This is a genomic window from Streptomyces albidicamelliae (assembly GCF_025642175.1).
Classification (GTDB): domain Bacteria; phylum Actinomycetota; class Actinomycetes; order Streptomycetales; family Streptomycetaceae; genus Streptomyces; species Streptomyces albidocamelliae.
On the sequence record NZ_CP106795.1, the window covers coordinates 1540353 to 1564453 of the forward strand.

15 protein-coding genes and 1 pseudogene are annotated in these 24101 nt (G+C 75.5%); 4 read left to right on the top strand and 12 right to left on the bottom strand.

From position 1 onward, the window contains the following. Positions 1–108 precede the first annotated feature (108 nt). On the bottom strand, positions 109–510 hold the full coding sequence (locus N8I86_RS07195; protein ID WP_263277419.1) for an ArsR/SmtB family transcription factor: 402 nt from the start codon (positions 508–510) through the stop codon (positions 109–111). A 62-nt stretch (positions 511–572) separates the two neighbouring features. Between N8I86_RS07195 and N8I86_RS07200 the strand changes: the two genes are divergently transcribed. Beyond that, a complete protein-coding gene (locus N8I86_RS07200; protein WP_263277420.1) occupies positions 573–1622 on the top strand; it encodes a cation diffusion facilitator family transporter in 1050 nt (349 codons plus the stop codon). A gap of 52 nt (positions 1623–1674) precedes the next feature. Here the strand turns inward: N8I86_RS07200 and N8I86_RS07205 are convergent, their stop codons facing one another. Together N8I86_RS07205 and N8I86_RS07210 are read right to left on the bottom strand one after the other, a co-directional pair. Continuing rightward, positions 1675–2232 (bottom strand): YbaK/EbsC family protein, encoded by a 558-nt coding sequence (locus N8I86_RS07205; RefSeq protein ID WP_263277421.1) that lies wholly within the window; start codon positions 2230–2232, stop codon positions 1675–1677. 43 nt (positions 2233–2275) lie between these two features. Further along, positions 2276–2848 carry a helix-turn-helix domain-containing protein gene (locus N8I86_RS07210; protein WP_073895127.1) on the bottom strand — a complete coding sequence of 191 codons (573 nt, stop codon included), beginning with the start codon at positions 2846–2848 and terminating at the stop codon, positions 2276–2278. Between the two features lie 108 nt (positions 2849–2956). Here N8I86_RS07210 and N8I86_RS07215 point away from each other — a divergent pair, with 108 nt between their 5' ends. Then, a complete protein-coding gene (locus N8I86_RS07215) occupies positions 2957–3814 on the top strand; it encodes a DMT family transporter (RefSeq protein ID WP_073895129.1) in 858 nt (285 codons plus the stop codon). Positions 3815–3831: 17 nt separating this feature from the next. Here N8I86_RS07215 and N8I86_RS07220 read toward each other — a convergent pair whose 3' ends face one another. Continuing rightward, the gene (locus tag N8I86_RS07220) at positions 3832–4596 is read right to left on the bottom strand and encodes an acyltransferase (protein WP_263277422.1); all 765 of its coding nucleotides are present in this window, start codon (positions 4594–4596) and stop codon (positions 3832–3834) included. A gap of 109 nt (positions 4597–4705) precedes the next feature. On the opposite strand from N8I86_RS07220, the gene N8I86_RS07225 reads away from it, so the two are divergent. After that, complete coding sequence (locus tag N8I86_RS07225) at positions 4706–5233, top strand: gamma carbonic anhydrase family protein (protein WP_073895133.1); 528 nt, start codon at positions 4706–4708, stop codon at positions 5231–5233. 18 nt (positions 5234–5251) lie between these two features. On the opposite strand, the gene N8I86_RS07230 is transcribed toward N8I86_RS07225, so the two are convergent. Beyond that, a complete protein-coding gene (locus tag N8I86_RS07230) occupies positions 5252–5905 on the bottom strand; it encodes a DedA family protein (protein ID WP_263277423.1) in 654 nt (217 codons plus the stop codon). 331 nt (positions 5906–6236) lie between these two features. Between N8I86_RS07230 and N8I86_RS07235 the strand changes: the two genes are divergently transcribed. Beyond that, on the top strand, positions 6237–7214 hold the full coding sequence (locus tag N8I86_RS07235) for a lysylphosphatidylglycerol synthase transmembrane domain-containing protein (RefSeq protein ID WP_263277424.1): 978 nt from the start codon (positions 6237–6239) through the stop codon (positions 7212–7214). A 28-nt stretch (positions 7215–7242) separates the two neighbouring features. Here N8I86_RS07235 and N8I86_RS07240 read toward each other — a convergent pair whose 3' ends face one another. The 7 genes and pseudogenes from N8I86_RS07240 to N8I86_RS07265 form a co-directional block, all read right to left on the bottom strand. Continuing rightward, entirely contained in the window at positions 7243–8310 is a 1068-nt protein-coding gene (locus N8I86_RS07240; RefSeq protein ID WP_263277425.1) for a class I SAM-dependent methyltransferase, read from the bottom strand. After that, the gene (locus N8I86_RS07245; RefSeq protein WP_263277426.1) at positions 8307–9488 is read right to left on the bottom strand and encodes a glycosyltransferase; all 1182 of its coding nucleotides are present in this window, start codon (positions 9486–9488) and stop codon (positions 8307–8309) included. Before N8I86_RS07245 ends, N8I86_RS07240 begins: the two co-directional genes overlap by 4 nt. Continuing rightward, positions 9485–10285: an alpha/beta fold hydrolase gene (locus tag N8I86_RS07250; protein ID WP_263277427.1), complete on the bottom strand. Its 801-nt coding sequence runs from the start codon at positions 10283–10285 to the stop codon at positions 9485–9487. Before N8I86_RS07250 ends, N8I86_RS07245 begins: the two co-directional genes overlap by 4 nt. A 3-nt stretch (positions 10286–10288) precedes the next feature. Beyond that, positions 10289–10609: an acyl carrier protein gene (locus N8I86_RS07255; RefSeq protein ID WP_073895143.1), complete on the bottom strand. Its 321-nt coding sequence runs from the start codon at positions 10607–10609 to the stop codon at positions 10289–10291. Beyond that, positions 10606–12522, bottom strand: a complete 1917-nt coding sequence (locus tag N8I86_RS39285) for a 4'-phosphopantetheinyl transferase superfamily protein (RefSeq protein ID WP_404830791.1) — start codon at positions 12520–12522, stop codon at positions 10606–10608. The genes N8I86_RS07255 and N8I86_RS39285 overlap by 4 nt, the downstream gene beginning before the upstream one ends. 244 nt (positions 12523–12766) lie before the next feature. Next, a pseudogene (locus N8I86_RS39290) lies at positions 12767–15805 on the bottom strand (beta-ketoacyl synthase N-terminal-like domain-containing protein); the annotation flags it as partial. Position 15806: 1 nt separating this feature from the next. Next, entirely contained in the window at positions 15807–23678 is a 7872-nt protein-coding gene (locus tag N8I86_RS07265) for a type I polyketide synthase (RefSeq protein ID WP_263277428.1), read from the bottom strand. Positions 23679–24101 lie beyond the last annotated feature (423 nt).

A 24101-nucleotide genomic window follows, 5' to 3' on the forward strand; every position in this document is an offset into this window, starting at 1 on the left:
GTGGCGGCCGGCTCGGACGGCGGAGGCCACCGCGCTCGTACGGCCGCTGAGACACGGGGCCGCTCCCGCGACGGTGGCCCCGGAAGAGGCTGGGCCTGCTGGAACGGCTCAGCGCCCCGCTTCGGTGACCGGTCCCTCACCGCCGGCCGTCCCCGCCTCACCACCGCGCTCGGCGAGCCGGTGGTCCGCCGTCCGCAGCGCCTCCTCGACCAGCCGGCGCAGATGGCCGTGGCGGAGTGAGTAGATCACCCGGCGGCCCTCCTTGCGCGTGTCCACCAGGCCGGCGAGCCGCAGCCGGGCCAGGTGCTGACTGACGGCCGGGCGGGCGGCTCCGCACGCCTCGGTGAGCGTGCCGACGTCGGCCTCGCCCTCCGCCAGGGCGTGCAGCAGCGCGAGGCGGGTGCGGTCGCCCAGCAGGGAGAGGAGTTCGGCGGCGAGCGCGAACCGCTCCTCGCCCGGGCTGCGCGGATGCGCATGGTGTGCAGGTGATAGGTGCATGCGTGCGCTCATACGCACATAATGGCTCCGTGGGCGCCGCGCGTCCACTTCCGCACACCGCGAAGGGGCTCGACGTGAGTGAACGGCACCCTCATCAGCACGGGGCGCACCCGCACCCGCACCCGCACGGCTCCTCCACCGGCCCGCGCCGCCGTCTCGCCCACCTGCTCTCCCCGCACTCCCACGACACGGCCGACAAGGTGGACCCGGCGCTGGAGTCCTCGGCACGCGGGATGCGTGCGCTGTGGGTGTCGCTGGCGGTGCTCGGGGCGACCGCGCTGGCGCAGGCCGGCGTCGTGGCCGTGTCCGGATCGGTGGCGCTGCTCGGGGACACGGTGCACAACGCGGCCGACGCGCTGACCGCCGTTCCCCTCGGCATCGCCTTCGTCCTGGGGCGGCGGGCGGCGAACCGGCGGTTCACCTACGGGTACGGGCGGGCCGAGGACCTCGCGGGACTCGTCGTCGTGCTGGTCATCGCCGCCTCGGCGGTCTTCGCCGGCTGGGCGGCCGTCGGGCGGCTGCTCGACCCGCGGCCGGTGACGCATCTGCCGGTGGTCGCGGTCGCCGCGCTGGTCGGCTTCGCGGGGAACGAGTGGGTGGCCCGGTACCGGATCCGGGTGGGGCGGGAGATCGGCTCGGCCGCACTCGTCGCCGACGGCTTGCACGCCCGTACCGACGGCTTCACCTCGCTGGCCGTACTGCTGGGCGCGGCGGGCTCCGCCCTGGGGTGGCGGGCGGCCGACCCGCTGGTGGGGCTGGCGATCACGGCGGCGATCGCGCTGGTGCTGCGGGACGCGGCGCGGGAGGTGTTCCGGCGCGTGCTGGACGCGGTCGATCCGGCGCTGGTGGACCGGGCCGAGCGGGCGGTGCGGGAGGTACCGGGCGTGCGGGAGGTGGGCGAGCTGCGGCTGCGCTGGATCGGGCACCGGCTGCGGGCCGAACTCGCGGTCGTGGTGGACGGCGAGGCGACGGTACGGCAGGCGCACGCGATCGCCGTGGCGACGGAACACGCGCTGCTGCACGCCGTACCGCGCCTGACCGCCGCGCTGGTCCACGCCGACCCGGCGCCGGCGCCCGGCGAGACCGACCCGCACCTGGCCCTCGCCCATCACCTGCCGGCCTGACGGACGCACCCGCGGCGGACCGGCGTCCCCCGCGAAGCCCCGCCCCGGTGACTCAGGTGGTGCCGAGGCCCTCCAGGACCAGCGCGCCCGGGAGTTCGGCGAGGGCCTTGCCGGGGATCAGGAGCTTGCCGCGGCGGCGGCCGCTGCCCACCAGGACGTAGGGCAGGTCGACGACGGCCGAGTCGACCAGCACGGGCCAGCCCGTGGGCAGGCCGAGCGGGGTGATGCCGCCGTACTCCATGCCGGTCTCGCCGGTCGCCGTCTCCATGGAGGCGAAGGAGGCCTTGCGGGCGCCGAGTTGGCGGCGGACGACACCGTTGACGTCGACCCGGGTGGTGGAGAGGACCAGGCACGCCGCGAGGGTGGTCTCGCCGCCCCGCTTGCCCGCGACCACGACGCAGTTCGCCGACCGCTCCAGCAGGTCGCGGCCGTAGTGCTCGACGAAGACGGCGGTGTCGGCCCAGCGCGGGTCGGTGTCGACGTAGAGGATCCGGTCGGCGGGGACGGCGCCCTGCCAGCCGCGTACGGCGTCGGCGACCGGCGCGGTCAGTTCGTCCAGGCAGTCCGGGGCCGGGGTGGCGGTGTCGAAGTCTCCGATGGGTGCGCGCATGGCCGCACGCTAACAAGTCCCGCCCGTGCGCCGTACGGGTGTCTCAGGGCACGGGCGGCACGGAGACGGCCATCACCATCTCCATCGGGGCCTCGCCCCGGTTGCCGTAGGTGTGCGGCAGGTGGGCCTCGAACGAGGCGCTCGCGCCGGCCGGGACCAGGTGGTCCTCGCCGTCCACGGTGAGGGTCAGCACACCCGTGGTGACGTGGACCAGTTCGACCGTGCCGACCGGATGCGGCTCGGAGGGGCTGTTCTCCCCCGGCATCAGCCGCCAGTCCCACATCTCCAGCGGACCGGGGGCCTCCGTGCCCGCGAGGAGGCGGTTGTAGCTGCCGGCCTCGGTGTGCCACAGGCGTACGGCCCGGTCGGCCGGGACGACACGGACCTTGGGACCCCGCTCGTAGTCGAGAAGCGTGGTGACGCTGACGCCGAGCGCGTCACCGATCTTGACGACCGTGCCGATGCTCGGGTTGGTGCGGGCCTGCTCGATCTGGATGAGCATCCCGCGGCTGACGCCGGCCCGGGCGGCGAGCACGTCCAGCGTGAAGCCCCGCACCGTTCGCCAGTGCTTCACATTGCGCGCCAGGGACTGGGTCAGGAGTTCGAGGTCCGACACGATCCGTCCAATATCCGAGATGGGCAAATATTTTGAATGACGCAGTTCACCAGAGTGAACTACCGTGGGACGCACCCGCTCGTTCAACAAACTGTACTGCGAGGCATCGTGACCGCCTTCTTCGCCCTGACCACGAGCCTGCTGTGGGGGCTGGCCGACTTCGGCGGCGGGCTGCTGACCCGCCGTACGCCCGCGCTCACGGTCGTGGTCGTGTCGCAGGCCGTCGCGGCGGCCGTGCTGGGCGCGGTCGTCGTCGCCACCGGCGGCTGGAGCGAGGCCGGTCCCCGGCTGTGGTTCGCGTTCGCGGCGGGTCTGATCGGGCCGGTGGCCCTGCTCTCCTTCTACCAGGCCCTCGCGCTCGGCCCGATGGGCGTGGTCTCGCCCATCGCCACCCTCAGCGTGGCCGTCCCGGTCGGTGTCGGCCTGTTCCTCGGCGAGCGCCCCGGGCTGCTCCAGGCCGCCGGCATCGCGGTGGCCGTCACGGGTGTCGTCCTGGCCGGCGGTCCGCAGCTGCGGGGCGCGGCCGTGCAGCGCCGGACGGTGCTGCTGACTTTGGTCGCTGCGCTCGGCTTCGGCACGGTGTTCGCGCTGATCACGGAGGCGTCCACGAGTGTCACCGGACTGTTCCTGGCCCTGTTCGTGCAGCGGGTGACGAACGTCGCGGTCGGCGGGGTCGCGCTCGCCGCGTCGGTCCGGCGGGGCGGCGCCGCCGTACCGGAGGACGGCTTCCCCTGGGCGTCGATGCCGGCGCTGGCCTTCGTGGGGCTCGCCGACGTCGCGGCGAACGGCACGTACGCGGTCGCCGCCCAGCACGGTCCGGTCACCGTGGCGGCCGTCCTCGCCTCGCTGTACCCGGTGGTGACCGCGCTGGCGGCGCGCGGCTTCCTCAGCGAGCGGCTGCGCGCGGTGCAGGCGGCGGGCGCGGGGCTCGCGCTGGTGGGCACGCTCCTGCTGGCGACCGGCTGACGCCCGCACGCGCCGCGTCAGCCCTCGGGCTCCAGCGCGGCGAGCCGGGCCACCGCCTCCTCGTCCAGGTCGGCGAGTGCCCGCAGCTCCGCCGGCGTGGTGCCGTCCGGGATCGGCACCGGGGCCGGCGTCCGCAGCGGCGGCTGCCAGCCGTCCTCCTGGGTCCAGCGCCGTACGACCCGCGCCGGGGCGCCGGCCACCACGGCGTGGTCGGGCACCGTGCCGCGCACGACCGCGCCGGCCGCCACGACCACGTTCCGGCCGATCCGGGCACCCGGCAGGATCACCGCGCCGGTGCCGATCCAGCAGCCCGGGCCGATCTCGACGGGCTCCATGCGCGGCCACTGCCTGCCGATGGGCTGGTGGGGGTCGTCGTAGGAGTGGTTGGTCGAGGTGACGTAGACGTACGGTCCGAAGTAGCAGTCCCTGCCGATGGTGACCGTGGTGTCCGCGATGACGTGGCTGCCGCGGCCGAGGACCACACCGTCGCCGACCCGAAGGATGGGGTCCGGACCGAGATCGAGGTCGGGCATCAGCCCGGCGGTGAGGGTGACCTGCTCCGCGATGATGCAGTGCGAGCCGAGGTGGATCCAGGGTTCGCCGAAGACCGTGCCGAGCGGGAAGGCCAGCCGGGTGGCCTCGCCGATGGAGCCGAAACGGAAGCGGCCGGGGTTCTCCGCCGACACCGCTCCCGTGCGCTGCGCCCAGGCCCAGCCCGTGTGCACGGCGCGCTGAAGCAGCCTGCGTCGCCAGGATGAGAACGTGTTCTTGCGCTTCGGCACGGGGTCACGTTACTCACCGGTCGCCCCGGGCGAGAGGGCGGGCTGCTGTGATCTTCACCCCACCCGGTGCCGTACCGTGCGGGGAACCGACGGACGCGAGGAGACGGTGATGACGCAGCAGGCGCTGATCGTGGGTATCGGCGGCAAGGAGCCGCAGATCGATCCGGAGGCGTTCGTGGCGCCCACGGCCTCCGTGATCGGTGACGTCACGCTGCACGCGGGGGCCAGCGTCTGGTACGGCGCGGTGGTGCGGGGCGACGTCGAGCGGATCACCGTGGGTGCGAGCGCGAACGTCCAGGACAACGTGACGCTGCACGCCGACCCCGGGTTCCCGGTGAGCGTCGGGGAGCGGGTGTCGATCGGGCACAACGCGGTGGTGCACGGGGCGACCGTGGAGGACGACTGCCTGATCGGCATGGGGGCGACCGTGCTCAACGGGGCCGTGATCGGGGCCGGGTCGCTCGTCGCCGCCCAGGCGCTGGTGCCGCAGGGGATGGTGGTGCCGCCCGGATCGCTGGTGGCGGGAGTGCCGGCGAAGGTGCGGCGGGAGCTGAGCGAGGAGGAGCGGCAGGGTGTGACGCTCAACGGCACGCTCTACGCGGAGCTGGCGAAGACGCACCGGGACGTGCACCAGTAGGGGCCTGCGGGGGGCGTCTCAGTCCCCGGCATTCACCGGCTCCGCCTCCGGTGCCGCGGTCCGGTCCGTCTGGGCCTTCTTCGCCTTGCGCTTGATGATCAGCATGGAGGCCAGGCCGATCAGCAGGGCGGCCACCAGACCGAGGTAGGAGAACCTCTTCAGCCAGTCCTCGGCGACGACGCCCACGTAGTAGATGACGGCCGTCGTACCGCCCGCCCAGCAGATGCCGCCGAGGACGTTGGCGATCAGGAACTTCCAGTACGGCATGTGCAGCACGCCCGCGAGCGGCCCGGCGAAGATACGCAGGAGCGCCACGAAGCGGCCGAAGAAGACGGCCCACATGCCCCACTTCTCGAAGGAGCGCTCGGCGGTCGCCACATGGCCCTCGCTGAAGTGCCTCGGGAACTTCGCGCCGAGCCAGGCCAGCAGCGGGCGTCCGCCCTTGCGGCCGATCGCGTAGCCGATGGAGTCGCCGATCACCGCGCCGGCGGTGGCACACACACCGAGCACGACGGGGTTGACGCCGGAGTGCTGCGAGGACATCAGCGCCGCCGAGACGAGGACGATCTCGCCCGGCAGGGGGATGCCCAGGCTCTCCAGTCCGATCACCAGGGCCACCACGGCGTACACCGCGGCGGCGGGCACCGAGTCCAGCCATTCAGTGACGTGCACCGCCGGTTCCTCCCCTGTTCGCTGTACGGGCCGGGGTCCCGCATGCGAAGCGCACCCCATGGGAAGGCTACCTGGTCGGCGGTGAACGGCGGTTCGCGCGCACCTGCCCGGCGGCACCGGACCGCCCTCGCTCATTGGGATTGCGGACGTCCCGGTGTCACGCGGGAGGGGAAGGCTCTTCGCGGTTGGCCCGCCCGCCTCCCCCAGGCCCCCGTCGCGGGGCCCGCTGCGGAAGGACGACGTCCCCGTGTCCTCAGTGTCCCCGCTCCCCCCGCTCGGCCCGGCCGCCGCTCCCCCGTGTCCCGGACCGGGGACCGCCGCCGGACCTGTGGTGCCCGGTTCCGGCGCCGGCGCGCCCGCCCGGCCGTCCTCACCGCTGTACGGCCGGCCCGCGCGGCTGGCCCTGTGCCTGGCTCCCGTGCTGCTCGCCGGGGGCTGGGCCGTGACCAACCGGCCCGTCCTGTACGAGGGGGTCCGGCGGCTGCTCGCCGCCGATCCGTGGTGGCTGCTGGCCGGTGCCGGCCTCACCTGTCTGAACTGGGTGGCGGCCGCGTGCGTGCGGCAGGGCGCGCTGCCGGACCCGCTGCCCCCGGGCCGGCTGCTCGCCTCGCAGTTCGCCGCCGGTGCCGCGAACCACGTGCTGCCCGGCGCTCTGGGCGCCCATGCCGTCACCCTGCGCTTCCTGCGCGCGCGAGGGGTGCCGCTGGACCGGGCCACCGCCTCGATCGGGCTGTACTCCCTGGCGAAGTCGTCCGCGAAGACGCTGGTGCTGCTGGTGTTCCTGGCGGTGTCGCCGGCCTGGCGGCGCCTCGGCGACCTGGTCCCGGACGGCCGGCTGCTGGTTCCGGCGGCCGCCGTGACGGGCGGTGTCCTCGCGCTCGCGGGGGTCCTGCTGACGGTCGTACGACCGCTGCGGCGCCCGGTGACGGGACTGCTGCGCTCCGCGCTCGCCGACGCCCGGGCGGTGCACGCGCGGCCCTGCCGGGTGGCCGCCCTGTGGGGCGGGGCGGTCGCCATGCCGCTGGTGCAGGCGAGCACCCTGGCGTGCGTCGGGACCTCGCTGGGGCTGGGGCTGCCGTGGGAGCAGGTGGCGCTGGCCCACCTCGCGGCGGGTACGGCGGGCGGGGCGGTGCCGGCGCCGGGCGGGCTGGCGGTGGACGCGGCGCTCGTGTGGACGCTGATCGTGTTCGGCGCCGCGCCGCCCATGGCCACGGCGACGGTGATCGGCTTCCGCGTCCTGACCGACTGGCTCCCGCTCCTGCCCGGCGCCCTGACGCTCTCCGCCATGTTCCGCGGCGGGGCGCTGTGAGCACCGGGCGCCCCCGGCCGGCTCCCCGCTACTCGCGGCGGGCCACCAGGCGGTAGGCGTTGCACAGGCCGAGGCGGTGGGCCAGGGGGCGCACCGCGAAGCGGTCGAGCAGGGCCGCCGAGGCCAGGGCCGGCACACCCGCGAGGAGGATCGCGGCGCGCAGGCCGCGCCGGAGCGCACCGGGCGGTTCGGGCAGCCACGGGGCGTCCTCGCGCGGGGCGGCGCGGTCGAGGGCGAGCCAGACCGCGGCGAGCAGGTCGACCGGGTCGTGCGCCTCGGCGTGCTGCTCGGCGACCACCGTGAAGCCCCGCTCGGTCAGCCGGCGCCGCAGGTTGGCGGCGGGCACGAGGTGCAGGTGCTGGGGCTGGAGCCAGGGCAGCCACCAGCGGCCGAGGAGGCGGGCGTACCGGCTGCGCGGATCCGGCACCTCGACGACGAGGTGACCGCCGGGGCGCACGGCCTCGTGGGCGGCGCGGAGTTCCCGGTCGGGGTCGGTGCTGTGCTCCAGGTAGTGGAACATGCTCACCACGTCGTAGCGGGCGGCCAGTTCGGGGGCGAGGTCCGGGAAGGCGCCGCGCCAGGCGTGGGCCACACGGCCCTCGCGGGCGGCGAGTTCGACACCGTCGGTGAAGTCGAGCCCGTCGAAGGAGGTGGCGGGCAGGACGGTGCGGGCGGCCGCGCAGAAGTGGCCGTGGCCGGTGCCGACGTCGAGCCAGGTCTTCGGTGCGGGGTCGTGCGGCAGCATGGCCTCGGCGCGGCTCCGGTACATCGCGGTACGGCCGCCGAAGGTGCCGCTCATCCGCTGTTCGCCGAGGCCGTCGTAGAAGTCCCGGTAGTAGAACTCCAGTCCTTCGTCGGTGAGCCGGGGGTTCTGGAAGACGTGGCCGCAGTCGGCGCAGCGGTCGAGGGTGAAGCGGCCCGGCTTGTGCTGCAGCAGGTCGGTGGTGTGCAGCCGGGCCGCGAGCCGTTCCGACCCGCACCAGGGGCAGGTGGTGCGCCGGGGGGCGAAGAAGCGGTCGGTGCCGCCGGCCAGGTCCTTCCGGTAGCGGGGACGCAGGCCGGCGATGCGGTCGGACTTCGCTCGGTGGTCGCTCATCGGGTCTCCGCTGCGAGTCGTTCGAGGTGGGCCGCCGCGGCCGGGGCGCCGCCGGCCGCGCGGAACGCGGTGCGGACCCGGGCGGCGGCGGACCGGTGGGCGGGATCGTGCAGGACGGTGTCGACGGCCTCGCCGAGCCGGTCGGCGGTCACCCGGCCGAACCTGACCCGGACGCCCGCGCCCGAGTCCACGACCTGTCCGGCCACCACGGGCTGGTCGTCGCGGATCGGCGCCACGACCAGCGGGACGCCGTGCCACAGGGCCTCGCACACGGTGTTGTGGCCCGCGTGGCAGACGACGGCGTCCATCCGTGCCAGGAGCGGGAGCTGGGGGACGGACGGCAGGACCAGCACGTCCTTGTCGCCGGCCGTGGCGGGCAGCGCGCCGCCCGGGTCGGCGAACACCGTCTGGACGCGGTCGGCCCGGTCCCGCAGTGCGGCGGCGCACGCGGCGAGGAACCGGCCCCCCGTGTCGGTGTTGGCCGTGCCCAGGGTCACCAGGACCTTGGCCCGGCCGTGGTCCAGCCATGCCCACGGGAAGCCGGTCGCGGGAGGACGCCCGGCGACGGAGGGTCCGACGTAGTGGATGTGCGGCGCCAAGGGGGCCAGTGGGCCGATGAGTTCGGGTGTGCTGAACACCAGCAGGAGGTGCGGCGAGAAGCGCGGGTCGGCACTGCCGGACGGGTCGCCGACGCGTGCGCGCAGCTCGGCCAGGCGCAGCCGCAGCCAGTCGGCGACCTTGGGCAGACCGTCGTAGGCGCCCGTGAACTCCGCCGAGGTGGTCGCGGAGGTGGCCCAGGGGATTCCGAGGCGTTCGGCCACCAGTGCGCCGGCGAAGGCCTGCTGGTCGGCGATCACCACGTCCGGCCGGAACTCGGTGACGGCGGTGCGGACCCCCGGTGCCATCGCGTCGGCGAGCGGCAGCAGGTACCACTCCCAGAGGAACTTCAGCGCCTCGGCGCCGCGCAGCTCCGGCGGTCGTACGGCGCCCTCGGCGCCCGGCACCGGGCCGGCGCACGCGAACACCTCGGCGTCGGCGCCCGCGAGCCGCCGTACGAGTGCGGCATCGGCGCAGGCCCAGGCCACCCGGTTGCCGTGCGCGGCGAGCCGGGCGGCGACACCGACGGCGGGGTTGATGTGCCCGGTGAGCGGCGGGACGACGAAGAGGTAGGCGCTCACCGCACGCCCGCCCCGGGCCGGATGAGGTCCAGGATGTGCCCGCCGACCGTGCCGGGCGCCTCCACCAGCACCGAGTGCTCGTGTCCAGGCAGGACGACCGCCCGGAAGTCGGTCAGCAGCCGGCGTTTCAGGGGAAGCAGGTCCACCAGGTCGGAGTCGCCGCCGTACACGCCCAGCACCGGGCGGCGGACGGCCCTGATCTGGGCGTCGGTGAGCACCCGGCTGGCGGGGATGTCCCGGCCGAGGGTGGTCTCGCGCACGAGCCGGGCCGCTCCTCTGGCGAGACGGGCGGTGTGGCGGCCGCGGTGGGCGGCGATCCAGGCGAGCGCGGCGTCCTCGTCGCGGGCGAGTTCCGTGCTCACCCGGCGCAGGATGCGGCCCATCTTGGCCGCCCAGCCGGCGGTGGCTGGCTCGGACTCGATCAGCGTGAGGCTGGCCGTGCGGTCGGGGTGGCGGGCCGTGTGGCCGAACGCGATGGTGCCCCCGTAGGAGTTGCCGACGAGGTGCAGCGGCCCGGTGAGGTCCAGGCGGTCCAGGAGGGACGTGAGGTCGTCGATGTTGTGGTCCAGGGTGTAGCCCCGCGGCGGGCGCTCGCTGCGGCCGTGGCCGCGCAGGTCGTACATGACGACGTCGAGTCCGGCCGCCGCGAGCGCGGGGGCGACGGTGAAGTAGTGGCTGGCCAGGCTGTCCGTGAGGAGTCCGTGGACCAGGACGACCGTGGCGTGCGGGGCGCGGCCGCCGGCGGGGCCCATGCGCTGGACGTGCAGCCGGATGCCGCCCGCGTCGACCATGGCCATGGCTCAGCCCGCCTGGGCCGTCGTCAGGCTCCGCACCACGTGGTCCACGAGCCGGCCGACGGTCAGCTCGATGATCTCGTCGAACTCCATGCCGGCCAGGAACTCGGCGAGGTTGACCCGCTCCCCGTAGCGCTCCTCCAGCAGGCCCGCCAGCGTGACGAGGTCGATGCTCTCCAGCTCCAGGTCGCGGTTGAAGGACGTGGCCATGCCGATCGCCACGTCGTCGTCGCCGTACTCCGCCAGCACCGTGCGGAGCATGCCGGTGACGTCGGCGAGCACGGTGTCCGCGGTGTGCCGCGCCGGGTCCGGCGGGGTGGGGTTCATCGGGTGTTCTCCTCGGCTGCGGTGGGGGGTTGTCGTGGGTCCCGACCGTGGTCCTGACCGTGGTCGGCCGGTCTGTCGCCGGCTGCGGGCCCGGTCGTCCAGGCCACGACGTAGTCGCGCGGTGGCAGGGCGGGTGGGTTGTGCGCGGGTGCGCAGTGCACGGTGTAGGCGCGTTCCAGGCGGCCGGCGACGAGCAGCCTGCCGCCGTCCGGGGCGGCCTCCAGCACGGTGAAGTCCCGTGGACGGCCGCCGAATCCGACGCCCTCGGCCTTGGCGACCGCTTCTTTGGCGGCCCAGAAGCGGGTGAACCACAGGGCCTCGGCTCCGGTTCCGTCCGCCGACAGGTCCCGCAGGAGCCGCAGTTCGGCCGGGCCTAGCGCGGTACCGAGGGTCGCCGGGTCGCGGTCGGTGACCTCCTCGACGTCGATGCCCGGGCCGGGGCGGGGAGAGTGCGGCCGTACGATCGCCACGCCCGCCTCGGCCCGGTGGGCCAGCGACACGTCCAGCGGGGGCAGGGTGCGGCCGTGCACCCCGGTGACGTACGGGCGGCCGAGTTCGTCGTTGCGGACCTGGATCTCGGCCGGGAAGACAGGCCCTTCGCCGTGCCGCCAGAGCCACTGCCGTACGGCGTCCTTGACCGCGATCCTTCCCAGCAGCCACTGCCGGCGGCCGCGCGGCGGCCGGTCGGCGTACGCGGCCCGCTCCGCACCGCCCAGCGAGTTGCGCATGATCAGCTCGCGTGAGGCGAGGTCCGGCCACCGCTCGTGCACGAGAGCCCAGCCACCGGTCCGCGCCTCGGACAGGGTGTGGCGCTCGGGGAAGCGTTCGACCGGCCTGGTCGTCGGGTCGTTGTCGAAGCGGCGGTCCTGCCAGCCGCCGAGCACGGCCCACACCCTGCCGCCGACGGTCAGCTCGGCGTCGGCCTCCAGCAGGGTGTCCGTGAGTGAGGTGATCCGCACCAGGCAGCGGACCTCCGTGCCGGGCGCGGGGTGGGGTCCGTGGAAGCGCAACCGCCCGATCTGCACGGGGAAGACGACGGTCCGTTCGGTACGGGTCGCCATGATCCAGTAGCCGAGGAGCTGGCCCACGTTGTCCAGCAGGGCGCCCGGTGCCGCGGGGGCGGTGATCACGCCCCGGATGTGCCGCTCGCCGATCGCGGTCAGCTCCGTCAGGCCCTGGAATCCCGGGCCGTGGAACATCCAGCGGTCGCGGTAGAGCTGGGCGGCCGTGTGCTCCGGGACGCGCTCGGGGGCGTCCGGGAGAGGACGGGGCGGAGGTGGTGCCGGGTGGTGCGGGGCGAGTTCGACCACGGCGCGGGCCGTCGGCCCGAACGTCACGCCGACCCGGTCGGGGTGCCCGGCCACCGGGGTGACGGCGACCGCCACGTCGACGGGAGGTGTCGCGGTGAGCCACCGGTCGAACCGGGCCCCGAGCACGGCGACCGCCCGCAGCCCGGGTCTCGCCCGCTCCGCCGCGTCCGTCATGTGCCGCACGATCGTGGTGGCGGGCACCACCGGCCAGCGGTCCGCCACCTCCGGCCAGCCGGGACGCTGCGGGAAGAAGCAGTGGTCGAGGAGGTGGGGCATGGTCTGCGGGGAGACGTGGAGGGTGGTGACGGTGGGGCCGGCCGCCGGTTCTGGCGGGCCGGCCGGTGCGGTGCCCGCGGGCGGGTTGCGGATCGCGGCCGCCGCCGGGTCCGGGCGGGCCGGAGGGGCGGTCGCCGTGGTGCGCCGGTGGTGCGCCGCGATCAGCTGCGCCGCCGTGTCCGCGGTGTCCTGGAGCAGGGCGGTGAGTTCCGCGGCGGCCGGGAAGCGCGTGGCGAGTCCGTCCAGCACGGTGGGCGTGCCCGCCGGCTGCGCGACCGGCCGCAGGTCCGCGCGCAGGGCGGCGAGGCCGGGTCCGTCCAGCGACACGAGGGCGCCGCCGAGATCGAGCCGGACCGGGGGCGCCCGGCGGGAGCCCCCGGGACGCCGTCGGCCCGGCCGGTACGTGCTCGGCGGGCATCGACGGCTCGGCGGGCATGGACGGCTCGGCCGTCGGCGGCTGCCCGGCTGTCGGCGGCTGCCCGGCTGTCGGCGGCTGCTTCGCGTACGGCAGGTGGTCGGCGGGCGGCCGGGGCGACGGTGCGGGCGCGGGGACGGCCGGGGCCACCGCCGCGCCCGCCGTCCACAACGCCGTCGCCGCGCGCCTCAGTTGGGCCAGGCCGCCGTGGTGGGCCGTGTTGGCGGCGACGGCCAGGTGGTCGCGGTCGCCGAGGGTGTCCCCGATCAGGGAGGTGAGCCTGCCCGGCCCTGTCTGGACGAAGACGCGATGCCCGTCGGCGTACAGGGCCTCGACGAGTTCGCGGAAGCGGACGGGTTCCAGCAGGTGCCGCACGAACAGCCGCCGCACCGCCGGCTCGGCCTCGGGGAAGGGCGCCGCGGTGGTCCCGGACCAGACCGGCACGGTCGGCGGATGGAGCCGGAAGCGGTCGGCGGCCCGCTCGATGGGGGCCAGGTACGGTTCGAGCATCGGTGTGTGGAAGCCGGATCGGAAGGGCAGCACCTGGCAGATCACGCCCCGCGCCCGGAACGACCGTACGAAGCCCTCCACCGCCGCGTCCGGCCCGCACACCATGGACTGGCGTGGTGCGTTGTCGTGGGAGAGGACGATCCCGGAGTCCGTCCAGGACTCGGCGAGCGCGGCACCGACCTGTGCGGCGGACGCGCCGACGGCCGCGAAGGCGAGACCGGGCACGGTCACCGTGTCCGGGTCGAACTCGGCCATGAAGGCGTCCACTTCGGCGGCCGAGTACATCCCGGCGGCCACCATCGCCGTCCATTCGCCGACACTGTGCCCGGCGACCGCGTCCGGGACGACGCCCATGCGGCGCAGCGCCCGGTCGAGCAGCCGGCCCACGCCCACCACGCCGAAGCCGTGCCGCCCGACGTCGTCGACCCGTACGTCCGTGCCGGTGCCGGAGACCGGTGCCAGGCCGAAGTGGGCGGCGACGTCGTCGGTGCGAGGGGTGAAGTCGCCCTCCAGGCCGGGGAAGACGAAGGCCAGCCTGCCCCTGCCGGCGGGGCCGAGCAGGGGGCCGGGCCGGAACCAGACGTCGTTGCGCCCCTGCCAGGCACGGCCCTTGGCGAGCGCGCGGCGGGCCAGCGCGAGCCGCTTGGCGGTCGGGTCCACGACACCGAGCCGGACGGGACCGGCGTGGGGGTGGGGCCGCGAGGGGTCGAGTCCGGCGGCGAGGACGGCGGTGTCGTCGGCCGCGAGGGAGACGGTGAGGTCTTCCGTGCGCTCGCCGGCGAGAAGGAGGACGCGCTCGGGCTCGACCAGGCTCACGGAGGCCGGGACGGGCAGCGCGACGGACGCCGCAGCGGGCAGCGCGCCGGACGCCGGAGCGGCGGACGCCGGAGCGGGCGGCGCGGCGGACGCCGGGACGGGCGGCGCGCCGGACGCCGGGACGGGCGGCGCGCCGGACGCCGAGGCGGGCGGCGCGCCGGACGCCGAGGCGGGCGGCGCGCCGGACGCCGGAGCGGGCGGCGCGCCGGACGCCGGAGCGGGCGGCGCGCCGGACGCCGGAGCGGGCGGCGCGCCGGACGCCGGAGCGGGCGGCGCGCCGGACGCCGGAGCGGGCGGCGCGCCGGACGCCGAGGCGGGCAGCGCGCCGGACGCCGAGGCGGGCAGCGCGCCGGACGCCGCAGCGGGCAGCGCGCCGGACGCCGGCACGGGCCGCACGGCAGACGCCGGAGCGGGCGGCGCGGCGGGCGTCGGGGCCGGGCGCGCTCGTGGCGGTTCCTCCAGTACCACGTGGGCGTTGATGCCGCCGAAGCCGAACGCGTTCACGGCCGCCCGGCGGACCGGTCCGCCCGCGTCGGTCTCCCAGGGGGCGGCGCGCTCCAGGGTGCGGAAGCGGGTGGCGGCGAGGGCGGGGTGGGGGTCGTCGCAGTGCAGGGTGGGCAGCAGGGTGCCGTGGTGCAGCGCGAGGGCCGCCTTGACCAGGCCCGCCACCCCGGCGGCCGGCATGGTGTGGCCGATCATCGACTTCACGGAGCCGAGGACCGGGCGCCGGCCCTCGCCGAGGCTGCCGCGAGGGCCGAACACCGTGGCGAGCGTGCTGAGTTCGGCCGAGTCCCCGGCGGGCGTGGCGGTGCCGTGGGCCTCCAGCAGGCCGATCGAGCCGGGGGCGGCCGGGTCGAGCCCGGCGGCCCGCCAGGCCTGCCGCACGGCCCGGGCCTGTCCGCCCGGGTCGGGGCTGACCAGGCCGGCCGTACGGCCGTCGCCGGCCACGCCCGTCCCGCGGATCACGGCGTAGACGCGGTCGCCGTCGCGCTCGGCGTCCGCGAGCCGTTTGAGGACGACGACACCGGTGCCCTCCCCGATCAGGATGCCGTCCGCGTCGCGGTGGAAGGGCCGGATGCGCTGGCTCGGGGAGAGGGCGCGCAGCTGGGAGAAGACGCTCCAGAGGGTGATGTCGTGGCAGTGGTGCACTCCCCCGGCCAGCATCACGTCACAGCGCCCGACGGCGAGTTCGGTGACCGCCTGGTCGACGGCGACCAGTGAGGAGGCGCAGGCCGCGTCCACGGTGTAGGCGGGGCCGCGCAGGTCGAGCCGGTTGGCGATGCGGGAGGCCGCGAGGTTGGGGACCAGTCCGATCGCCGAGTCGGGGCTGTCGGGCCCGAGCCGCTCGGTGAACGCCGTCCGCACCCGGTCCAGTTGGGCGGCCGACAGCTCGGGCAGCAACTCGCCCAGGGTGCGCACCAGTTGCCCGGCCGTCCGTACCCGCTGGTCCAGCCGGGCCAGGCCGGGGGTGAGGTAGCCGCCGCGGCCCAGGGTCACCCCGACCCGGTGCCGCTCGGGCAGCCGGTCCGCGCCGCCCGCGTCGGCGAGCGCGGCGGCGGCCACGTCCAGGGCGATCATCTGGTCGGGTTCGGTGCCGGGCACGGAGGCGGGCATGATGCCGTAGCGGGTGACCTCCACCTCGGCCAGGCCGTCCACGAAGCCCCCGCGGCGGCAGTACACCCGGTCGGGGACGGCGGGCCCGGCGGCGGAGCCGGGGTCGTAGTAGTCGGCGTCCCAGCGGTCGGCGGGGACGTCCCGGATCGCGTCGACGCCGTCCCGCAGGTTGCGCCAGTAGGCGTCGAGGCCGGGCGCGCCGGGCAGCAGCACCGCCATCCCGACGATGGCGACGGGTGTCTGGGGCTGCGTCATCTCACCAGCCCGACGCGGTGTGGACGACCGCACGGACCGCCGGGTCGCCCCAGGCGAGTTCTCGCAACAGGGCGGCGGTGCCCTCGTCCGGGTCGATCAGCCGTACCCCGCGCCGGGCGTACTCGCGGCCGAGCTCCGCGCCGACCATGCCGGTGTGGGTGCCGGACGGTGCCCACGGGCCCCAGTGCACGGTGAGCGCCCGGTTGCCCGTGCGGGCGGCCCACCGCGCGCCGAGGGTCTCCAGGGCGTCGTTGGCGGCGGCGTAGTCGGCCTGGCCGCGGTTTCCGAGGACGGCGGCGATGCTGCCGAACAGCACGGTGAACGCGGGTGCGGAGGGCAGGTCGTCCAGCGCGGCGAACAGTGCGGCGGCACCCGCCGTCTTCGTGCCGTACACGCGCTGGAAGGACTCCGGGGTCTTCTCGGCGATGAGCCGGTCCTCGATGATCCCGGCGGCGAATACGACACCGTCGAGCCGGCCGTGTTCGGCGTGGATCTCCTTGACGGCCTGGAGGACGGCGTCCCGCTCGCGGAAGTCCACGGAGCGGTAGCGGGCCGCGCTGCCGTGTGCGGTGAGTTCGGCGAGGGTCGTGGTGATCTCGCGCTGGGCCAGGATCAGCCGGGCGGCCCGGTCGATCTCGGCGGGCTTCGGCGCGCCGGGCCCGGCGGCGAGCGCGGCCCGCAGTTCGACGGGGGTGCGGGCGGCGGCGGTCGACGCGGGCTCGGGTCCGGTGGGTGCGGGGGTGCGGCCGAGGAGTTCGATACGGCACCGGGAGGCCGTGGCGAGCGTGGCCGCGAACCTCGCGGTGATGCCGTGGGCGCCGCCGACCAGCAGCACGACGGAGTCACGGTCGAGACCGAGCGCCGCGGCCTCGGCGGCGCCCTCGCCGGCCGGCCCGGCGCCGGTGCCGCCCAGCGGGCCGAGCGGTGCGGGCGTCAGCTCCAGGCCCTGCCGGGCTCCGTCCGCCGTGCGCAGGACGACGGGGGCCGGTTCGGGGGCGAGCAGTTCGGCGAGTACGGCGTCGGCGACGGCCGGCGCGGAGGTGTCCGGGACGGCGACGACGCGGGCCAGGAGGTCCGGGTACTCGCGTGCGACGGTCCGGAACAGTCCGTCGAGTCCGGCGGACCGCGGTGACCCGCTCCGGTCGGCGGTGCGGACCGCGAGCAGCCGGCGCGGTCCGCGTGCCAGCGCCGCCCGCACCACCGGGAAGGCGTCGGGCAGCACCGGGGCGTCCGGGCCGGTGAGCGCGCCCAGGTACACCACGCCGTCGGGCGGGCCGTCGAGCGCGGGGTCGCCCGCGGCGAGGAGGTGGTCACGGCCGAGGAGCCGGACGTCCGCGCCGTGCCCGGTGAGTCGTCGCGCGACCGCCTCCGCGACGCCTGCGGTGCCGCGCTCGTAGGCGGGCTCCTCCGTGCCGGGGCCCTCGCCGTCGCCGGCACCGCCGCCGAGGAGGACGAACCGGCGTCCGGCCAGGACACGGTCCGGATCGGCGGCCTGCGGTGCGGGGAGCGGAACGGGCCGCAGCTCCAGACGGCGGGGAGCCGCGACCTCCAGCCCCTCGATCCCCTCCCCGGGTGGTGTCGTGGGCTGCTCGGGCCCGTGGTCCGAGGGCGCGGACCGCTGCTCGACCGGTGGATCGGTCTGGCCACCGCCACCTGGATCGGCTCCCGTCCGCGCCGTGAGCCAGTGCGTCACCGCCGCCGCCGTACGCGCCTTGGCCAGTTCCTCCAGCTCGGCGTCGTCCAGGACCTGTGCCCCGTCCGCGATGCCCAGCCGCTTGGCGAGCTCACCGGCGATCTCGGCCCGCTTGATGGAGTCGATGCTCAGGTCCGCCTCCAGGTCGAGGTCCGGCTCGATCATGTCGACGGGGTAGCCGGTGCGTTCGCTGATGATCTGCAGGACGAGCCGCTCGACGTCCGGCCCGGCGGTGTCACCGCCGGCCGTCGCGGGCTCGGGCTCCGGTGGCGCCACGGCGTGCCGGACGGGTGCCGCGGGCAGCTGCTGCGGCGGGAGGGGCGGTGCGGCGGGCGCCGCCGGGCCGGCACCGAAGTAGGTGAGCAGCACGTCGCGCTGGGCGGCGATCATCTCCCGGCTGGTGCGCAGGAACTCGGAGATCAGGGCGTCCCGGTCGGCGGGGGCGCCGTACGGCTGGTCGCTCGTCACAGTCGTCTCCAGGACTCGTCGGGCCGGTGCGAGGGCACCGGGCAGGGGGGCTCCGTCGGCGGTGCGGACGAGGTGACCGTCGACCGTCCAGCCGGGCCGCTCGGGTACCGGTGCGCGCAGCGCGTCGACGGCGTCGCGTCCCCTCAGCAGCCAGGCGGTCTGCACGGGGACTCCCGCGACGGCCAGGCGCGCGAGGGCGTCGAGCCAGCCGGGCAGGCCGCTGTCCGCACGTGGTTCGCAGGCGATCGTGCGGTGCGGGCGGTCGCCGAGTATCTGCCCGACGAGCCGGGTGAGCACCGTGCCCGGGCCCGCCTCGACGAAGGTGCGCGCGCCCGCCGCGTACATCGCCCGGATCTGGGCGGCGAATCCGACGGGGGACCCGATCTGCGCGGCGAGTTCGGCGCGCACCCCGTCGGGGTCGTGCGGGTACGGCGCGGCGGTGCGGTTGGCCCACACCGGGAACTCGGGCGGCCGTACGGTCCTCTCCGCGAGGACCTCGGCGAACCGCTCTCCCGCCGCGGACACCAGCGGGCTGTGGAAGGCGCAGGCCACGGGGATGCGGCGGGCGCCGAGACCGGCGGTGCGCAGCAGCCGTACGGCGGTGTCCACGTCCGCCGTCGGTCCCGAGATCACCGTCTGTTCGGGCGAGTTGAGGTTGGCGACGACGACCGACCCGGGCGCCCCGGCCGCCCGGAGGGCCCGTACGACGTCCTCGGCGCCGGCGCCGACGGCGGCCATGGTGCCGGGCTCGTCCCCGGCCGCGGCCAGGATCGCCTCGGCCCGCTCGGCGCTCAGCTCCAGCAGCGTCTCCGGATCGAGGGCACCGGCCGCGGCGAGCGCGGCGAGTTCGCCGTAGCTGTGTCCGGCCGCCATGTCCGGCCGTACGCCCGCGGCGGTGAGGAAGGCGTGGGCGGCGAGGCCGGTGATGCCGAGCGCGGGCTGTGCGGTGCGGGTGTCGGTCAGGGCGGTGCGGTGGCGTTCACGGGCGGTGTCGTCGAAGGCGGCCGGCGGGTAGATCAGGTCCTCGTGGACGTGGCCGAGGTGCAGGTAGTGGCGCAGTTCGGGCAGGGCGATCAGCAGGTCGCCGAGCATGCCGGTCCGCTGGCTGCCCTGGCCCGGGAACAGAAAGGCCATCTTGCCCGCCGGTGCGGGATCGGCGGGGTGGGCCGCGTCCGGCACCGCGTCGCCGTCCGTGCGGTCCGCGAGGTGGATGCCGGCGGCCGGATCGTGCTCCCCGGCGAGGACCCGCCGCAGCTGCCCGGCCAGCTCCGCGGTGTCCCGGGACACGAGCGCGGCGCGCACCGGTTCGTTCGAGGTGTCGGCCCGGTGTGCCGCGGCGAGGGCCAGGTCGCGCAGGCGCCAGGGGCGGCCCTCGGCCTCGACGGCCCGCAGCAGTTCCGTGACCTCCCGGTGGGCCGCCGCGGTGTCCCGTCCCCGGATCAGGAACAGCTCGGCCGGCCAGGCGTCCAGCGTCCGCCGGGGCGGTGGGGCACCCTCGTGGGCGGAGAGCACCGCGTGGAAGTTGGTGCCGCCGAAGCCGAACGCGCTGACTCCGGCCAGTCGTTCGGCGGCCGGTGCCGTCCAGGGCCGGGCCCGGGTGTGGAAGACGAACGGGCTGTCGTCCTTCGCCCAGGCCGGGTTGGGGCGCTCCAGGTGCACGGTGGGCGGGGTGACCCCGGTGTACAGGGCGAGGGTGGTCTTGATCAGCCCGGCGAGACCGGCGGCGCACTTGGTGTGCCCGATCTGCGACTTGACGGACCCCAGCGCGCAGCCCGCCGCCCTGGCCCCCGCCGCGGTGAACACCTCCGCCAGTACGGCGAGTTCGGTTCGGTCGCCGACGACGGTGCCGGTGCCGTGCGCCTCGACGAGGCCGACGTCGGCGGGTGAGACACCGGCGTTGCGGTACGCGCGTTCCAGCGCGGCCCGCTGGCCCTCGGGCCGGGGCGCGGTCAGGCCCAGCGAGCGGCCGTCGCTGGCGGATCCCAGGCCCCTGACCACGCCGTAGATCCGGTCGCCGGCGCGTTCGGCGTCGGCGAGCCGCTTGAGGACCACGCAGGCCACTCCCTCACCGAGGGCGATGCCGTCGGCGGAGGCGTCGAAGGCGCGGGACCGGCCGGTCGGCGAGAGCGCGTGGACGGAGGAGAAGAGCACGTAGTCGTTGATGCCGTTGTGCAGGTCGGCGCCGCCGCACAGCACGACGTCACTGGTGCCGGAGACGAGTTCCTTGCAGGCCACGTCGAGGGCGGCGAGGGAGGAGGCGCAGGCGGCGTCGACGGTGTAGTTGGCGCCGCCGAGGTCCAGGCGGTTGGCGATCCTGCCGGAGATGACGTTGGCGAGCATGCCGGGGAAGGAGTCCTCGGTCAGCCGGGGCAGTTGCTCGTCCAGGCCGTCGGGCACCCTGCCGTAGTACGCCGGCAGGACGGCCCGCAGGGTGACGGCGTTCGACAGGTCGCTGCCCGCCTCGGCACCGAAGACGACGGACGTCCGCGAGCGGTCGAACTCCTTTCCCCCCGCTCCGTATCCGGCGTCGTCCAGTGCTCTGCGGGCCGCCTCCAGGGAGAGCAGCTGGACGGGTTCGATGCTGCCGAGGGAGGCGGGCGGGATGCCGTAGCGCAGCGGGTCGAAGGGGATGCGGGGCAGGAAACCGCCCCAGACGGAGGCCGTGCTGCCGGCGGCGTGGTGCACGGCGGGATCCCAGCGGTCCGGCGGGACCTCGGTGACGGCGTCGTGCCCGGAGACGACGTTGGCCCAGAAGGTGGCGAGGTCGGGCGCCTGCGGGAACATGCAGGCCATACCGACGATCGCGACGTCCAGCGGTGCGGGCGGTTGTGGTTCGGCCGTGGATCCCGGTTTCGGCCACGAGGCGTGCGCGGCCCGGGCGAGCTCGGCGGTCCGGGCGAGTGGGGCGGTACGCGCGGCGAGGAAGTCGGCGGCGCCGTCCGTCACGGAGCGGTGCAGGTCCGCCATGGTGGTGGTGGCCGTGCGCAGGACGACCACCTCACCCGCCATGAACATCCCGTCGGTGAGCTGCCGTTGCTCGGCCACGGTCCGTAACGCGCCGTCTGCGGTGCGCTCGAGGCCCTTGCTGGCGATGCGCAGCCGGCCCACGTTGAGGCGCTCCAGCGTCTCCCAGACCTCCCGGTCGGGCACGCCCGCCGTGCGTAACGCGGCCTCACGGTCACGGTAGTCGTGCGTGAAGGGGCTGGGTACGCAACGGGTCGCGTGCCCCGGTGCGGTCTCCAGCAGCGCGGTCGCGGTGGCGGCGAGCACCTGGTGCTGGAACAGCGGCTGGACGGCGCCGTGGGCGACGGCCTCCTCGGTGAACAGGTAGGCGGTGCCCATGAGGACGCCGACCGCGGCACCCCGTGCGGTGAGGGGCGCGGCGAGGGCGGCGGCCATGGCCGCCGACCGCTCGTCGTGGATGCCGCCCGCGAAGAAGATCTCCAGGCCGTGGGCCGCGTCGTCGCCGGGACCCGCGGTGTCGGCCAGGAAGTCCTCGATGGCGGCGAGCTGGGCCTCCCACAGCGGGAAGGAGGCCCGGGGCCCGACGTGTCCGCCGCACTCCGAGCCCTCGAAGACGAACCGGCGTGCCCCGGCGTCCAGGAACTGCCGCAGCAGCCCCGGCGACGGCACGTGCAGGAACGTGCGGATCCCGGCGCGCTCCAGCGCCTCGGCCTGGGCGGGCCGGCCACCCGCGATGATCGCGTGCGTGGGCCGCAGCTCCCGTACGGCTTCGAGCTGGGCGTTTCTGATGTCCTCGGGTGCGAAGCCGAGCACGCCCACGCCCCAGGGCCGTCCGTCCAGCACCGCTCGCGCCTCGGTCAGCATCGACCGGGTCCGCTCGCCGTCGGCGAGGGCCAGTGCCAGGAAGGGCAGGGCCCCGTCCCGGGCGACGGCCGCGGCGAAGCCCGCCTGGTCGCTGACGCGGGTCATCGGCCCCTGCGCCACCGGCAGTCGGGTGCCGAGGGCCCGGCTCATGCCGGACCCGGGCCGCAGGGCACCGGCGAACGCGGGGTACTCGACGCCGGCAGGTCCGTGCGGTCGGGCGGTTCTGGCCGGTCCGTCGGCGCCGGTTGGTCCATCGGCCGGGCTCGGACCATCGGCACCGCTCGCTCCGGCGACGCCGGTCGGTCCGACGGCACGGCTCGCTCCATCGGCACGGCTCGGGCCAGCGGCACGGCTCGGACCATCGGCACCGCTCGCTCCGGCGAAACCGGTCGGACCATCGGCACCGCTCGTTCCGGCGAAACCGGTCGGACCATCGGCACCGCTCGCTCCGGCGAAACCGCCCGGTCCGGCGGCACGGCTCGCTCCATCGGCACCGCTCGGGCCAGCGGTTCCGTCCCCACGGTCGACGGCCTCCCGTCCGGCTGCGTCGGCCGGAGCCGAGCCGGTCACCAGGCCGGCTCCCTCGGCCGAAGCTGAGCCGTTCGCCAAGTCGGCCCCGTCGGCCGAAGCTGAGCCGTTCGCCAAGTCGGCCCCGTCGGCCCAAGCCGAACCGGTCACCAGGCCGGCTCCCTCGGCCGAAGCCGAGCCGTTCGCCAAGTCGGCCCCGTCGGCCGAAGCCGAGCCGGTCGCCAGGTCGGCCCCGTCGGCCGAAGCCGAGCCGGTCGCCAGGTCGACTCCGTCGGCCGAAGCCGAACCGGTCACCAGGCCGGCTCCCTCGGCCGAAGCCGAACCGGTCACCAAGTCGGCCCCGTCGGCCGAAGCCGAACCGGTCACCAAGTCGACCCCGTCGGCCGAAGCCGAACCGGTCACCAAGTCGACCCCGTCGGCCGAAGCCGAGCCGTTCACCAAGTCGGCCCCGTCGGCCGAAGCCGAGCCGTTCGCCAGGTCGGCCCCGTCGGCCGGAGCGGCGTCGGCCAGTGCTTGGATCGCCCCGGACACCGCGCTCACCACTCCGCGCACGTCGGCCCACCGGTCGGCGAACCGGGCGGCCAGGAAGCCGTCCTGGCCCACGGGGAGCAGTTGGGTACGCAGGTCCCGGGCGCCCAGCAGGGACGCGACCGTCTCCTGGTCGTCGGCCGGTGGCGTGGGCGTGCCCGGCCCGCGACGGCGCAGTACCCGGTGCCCGCCCAGCACCACGGTCTCCGAGCCGTCGAGGGACCGCAACGCGGCCCGCACGGACTCGGGCAGCGAGGATTCCGCCAGGAGCGCCAGCTGACTGTCGAGGACGACCCCGGCCGCTCCGCCCGCGACCGCGGCGGCGGCCGTGTGCGGTCCGACGCCCCCGCACGCCCAGACGGGGACGCCGTCCAACTCCTCGTCCGCCAGCAGTTGTTGCAGCAGGACGAAGGTGCTCAGCTCACCGACCCGGCCGCCCGCCTCCGCCCCCCGGGCGATCAGCCCGTGGGCGCCGTCGCGTACGGCCTGCCGGGCCCGTACCGAGTCGGTCACCTCCGCCAACACCCGGTACGCGGAGCTGAGTCGGTTCACCGGCCAGGGAGCGTCCGGCGCGAGGATCACGGTGTCGGGGCCACCGGCGAGGTCGGTGGGATCCAGGGCGCAGCGGCCGGTCACCCGTACGCCGAACCGGCCCGGCGCGGCCCGTCTCAGTCTGGAGAGTTCCTCCCGGGATCTTCGGTCGCCGGTGCCCAGGTCGAGGACGCCGAACGCGCCCGCGGCGCAGGCCGCGGCGGCGAGGGCGGCGTCGGGTTCGCCGAAGGGGGTGAGGCACAGGATCAGGTCATGGGCGCGCACAAGGGAGGTCATGATGCTCCGACACAATCGGCGAGACAGCACGGTGGGGGGTTTGTGCGGCGGGACGCTCTGGTGCGAGGCCAACGGAAACTAGCGAGGTACTTACTGGCGGGTCAATGACGTCGCAGCCATTTCGTGCGCGGTGGCATCGATTCGGCCAGGCCGCCGAATTCCCCGCAAGGAGCCGGAAATCCTGGCAATTGACCGGCCCGCTCTGCCTGTACGGCGGTCCGGTGCGGGGTGTCACACCGGCACAAGCCCGCCAAAGCGTGCGCGCCGTTCACCGCACCCACATGTGAACGCAACGCGTCACTACACCGGGACGACGTCTGTAAATTCCGCATGACCCCTGCCCCGTGGCTCGAACCCTGCCGATGGAACTCCTCAGTAGCTGACGAACCGTCAGGTGCACCGCCCGGACAGTCCGGAGACCTG